The organism is Vallitalea sp. (genome assembly GCF_025211055.1).
Taxonomy (GTDB): domain Bacteria; phylum Bacillota; class Clostridia; order Lachnospirales; family Vallitaleaceae; genus Vallitalea.
The window spans coordinates 1-2,931 of the sequence record NZ_JAOARO010000060.1 but is presented as its reverse complement, the minus strand read 5'-3'; the positions used below and the strand labels follow the sequence as shown (position 1 = coordinate 2,931).

Here is a 2,931-nt window from a genome sequence, read left to right as displayed (position 1 = left end):
TAACTATCCATAATAATAAAGCTTAATACAGTTATTTTAGTATTGATAGCTTATTTCACATGTATGACATAAGTATGGCTAGATATATTTTATCATATTTAAGACAAATATGTATAATATAATTATTATTATTTAATAATCATAATGGGTACTGTAATATAACTAAGAATAATCTTTATAATATAATCATTAAAACATATAGATAAATTTATTCTCTACATTGAACTAATCATTATATTATTGGGTGCTTGCTGTAGTTGATATGTTAATAGTTACTTATGAAGCTTGTTTTGATACGCTATTATCAGTACAATAGGCTGTTTTATGTTTCATCATAGCAAAGATAATATTTACTAATCTTCTTGAAACATATACAAGAGCTTGTGTCTTGGTTTTCCCTTCACTGATTTTACGTTGATAATACTCGTACATGATAGGGTTTCTAGGTTCTTTTGTTCCTCTAGTTACTTGTATTTGTCTTACTGCTAGATTAAATAGTATAGTTCTTAGTTTTCTGTTACCCTGTCTATTTGGCTTTTTCTTGTCTGTATCACCCGAACTATAAGTAATAGGTGATACACCACTATATTTAGCAAGTTTTCTTGCAGTTTTGAATCTATTAATGTCGCCAATCTCTGCAACTAATTCAGCAGTTGTTACAAAGTCAATACCATATATAGTATCAAGATGTAGACCTAATGAATCTATTAGACCTTTCAACTTATTATCTATTTTGTCAATCTCATACATTTTGAACCTATAATCCTCGATAAAGTCCTTTATTAAGAAACACCGTACATCATCATGATTATAGATATCTCCATCATTTTTAATGGTATCAAGGATAAATGTTGCCCTTTCCTCTGAAAGATTATTATTACTAACTCTTTTAAGAAATTGACCTAATTCTTGAATAGTTACATTTTCAAATGATTTAGCACTTGGATACTGATACCAAAATTCAAGAGCTGTCTTAACTGTTATACTGCTAAAGAACTTATTGTAATTGTGATAATGAAAATTTAATTGTGTATGTAACTGATTCTTGATAGAGGTAGATTGACTAGTTAGTTTTGTTCTTCTTGTCATTAACTGTCTTATAAGATGATAAACTGTGTTTTCTTCCTCTACGCTTGGTAATGAATCTAATTCATTTAGAACAACTTTGGCAATAGCATAAGAATCATGAGCGTCAGTTTTATGTTTTATTGCTTTTTTATCAGCTTCTTTTGAACTAAGAACAGAATTAACAAATTTTACTTTCTTACCCTGCGACAGCAAAAATCTGCATAGTGACCGACCAACTCCATTAACGTCCTCAAGACCATAAACAGCAGTTAATCCATCTGTTTCATACTGTGATATATATTCAATAAACATAATAAATTCACTAGGTTTATTATTAAACTCAAAGGAATCTAGTATTTCATGCCAACAGTTGATAATACAAGCATAATGAGTTTTTCTATGGGTATCAAGTCCCACGTAGATATATTGTTGTTTCTTATGTAATTTCATGTAAAAATCCTCCTAATTTGTTAATAAAAATGCAAGCACCCACAATAATAGTGCTAACTTACGAAAAACAATAATTGCAAGTCGCACACTGATAGTACAGCAAGCTTTAGACACTTTCTCATAGGAGAAAATAAGATAGTTGGTAATAAAACTATATGTAGTTGTCAACGTCCGTATAAGCTTAATAGCTGTATATGTATAAACTTAATAATGATTAAATTCATAAATATAAAGCTAAAGCTAATAAGATAAGAAAAGGCTTCACAAGGTTTATTTTCAAGTCTGATAACAAGGTTATGACAGTTGATATATTGGAATACGTCATTTTCTTATCTTAATAGTAAAAATGGTATTGATATATTAATAATAAAGAAGGTTTCACATAGATAGTATCAGTCTTATAACAAGGTTATGACAGTCTCCGAATAGGAAATTCACCTTCTTTAGATTAATAACAAAGTATTAGTATACTCATTAATAAGTCATAAGTTTGGATATATCCCAAACCTTTGACCAGCCCCCATTTTTAAGTGATTTGGGGCTTACTGCCTCTTTATCATATTCCTTAATAATAGTTCTATCTTGTACAGTTTCAAGAATTAATCTATTAGACCTTAATATAAGCTTTTGAAAATGTTTGTCCTTATTATCATCTTTCGTATTAATACTTTTCTCCCAAACTGTAACGCTAGCGTTTCTAAAGTAAAATCTAAGTGCTTGTTCAATAATTTCATTAGCACCATAAGAACCCTCAAGTAATGACGCCTTATGCTTTGCTATATGTAATAAATCTTCATCTAAAGTGGTAGTATATCTTACTCTAGCCATAAAATATCAACTCCTAATCTTTCTTAATCTTAATAATTAACTGTTCCTTTTCCTCTATGACATGTACCTTATCGCCAATGTTAAAACCCAATTTTTCAAGCCATTTCCCTTGAAGCCTGATAACTGGATATGTTGAAAAATCTTTTTTAACTCCTAAATAATTAGTAATACAAGAAACAGTAAGAGGTCGTAAATTCATATGTAATAATCTCCTTTCAAAGTGTTGAAAGGAAAACAAAAAGTTCTGACCTACACTTGTTAAATGATGTAGAATCATCTATAATTATATAAAGGTTGCTTATAACAGCGTACGCTGTATGTGTAGGTAGTAGGATACCTGCATATGCTCCTATGTACTCTCAATACATAGGAGATATGGCGACCTTTTTATTTTCCAATTAATGTAGCAATAGTAATAGCCAATAAAAGAATTATCTAGGGTAAGAAGCTACGAAGTGTTTTAAGGTCTTAGGGGGGAAAGATTTTCAGGGTCTTTCTAATGGGTCAATAAAAAAACAAGACATAACAAGACTAGATAGAATATCTATACCCACAATCCTCTAAAATTAAGCTATTACGTTGACT

Annotated in this window: 3 protein-coding genes; all 3 read right to left on the bottom strand. The window is 29.7% G+C overall.

The genetic code is table 11. The features are described from left to right. Positions 1-276 precede the first annotated feature (276 nt). The 3 genes from N4A55_RS09200 to N4A55_RS09190 all read right to left on the bottom strand — a co-directional run bounded on the left by N4A55_RS09200 (position 277) and on the right by N4A55_RS09190 (position 2,545). Positions 277-1,518, bottom strand: a complete 1,242-nt coding sequence (locus N4A55_RS09200) for an IS110 family transposase (RefSeq protein WP_293755371.1) — start codon at positions 1,516-1,518, stop codon at positions 277-279. A 474-nt stretch (positions 1,519-1,992) separates the two neighbouring features. Beyond that, complete coding sequence (locus N4A55_RS09195; RefSeq protein WP_293755369.1) at positions 1,993-2,346, bottom strand: hypothetical protein; 354 nt, start codon at positions 2,344-2,346, stop codon at positions 1,993-1,995. A gap of 13 nt (positions 2,347-2,359) precedes the next feature. Beyond that, a complete protein-coding gene (locus N4A55_RS09190; RefSeq protein ID WP_293755367.1) occupies positions 2,360-2,545 on the bottom strand; it encodes a SymE family type I addiction module toxin in 186 nt (61 codons plus the stop codon). Positions 2,546-2,931 lie beyond the last annotated feature (386 nt).

Excerpts from the sequence above, each read along its gene's own strand:
- N4A55_RS09195 (WP_293755369.1), bottom strand. The coding sequence starts at position 2,346 with ATGGCTAGAGTAAGATATACTACCACTTTAGATGAAGATTTATTACAT.
- N4A55_RS09200 (WP_293755371.1), bottom strand. The coding sequence starts at position 1,518 with ATGAAATTACATAAGAAACAACAATATATCTACGTGGGACTTGATACC.
- N4A55_RS09190 (WP_293755367.1), bottom strand. The coding sequence starts at position 2,545 with ATGAATTTACGACCTCTTACTGTTTCTTGTATTACTAATTATTTAGGA.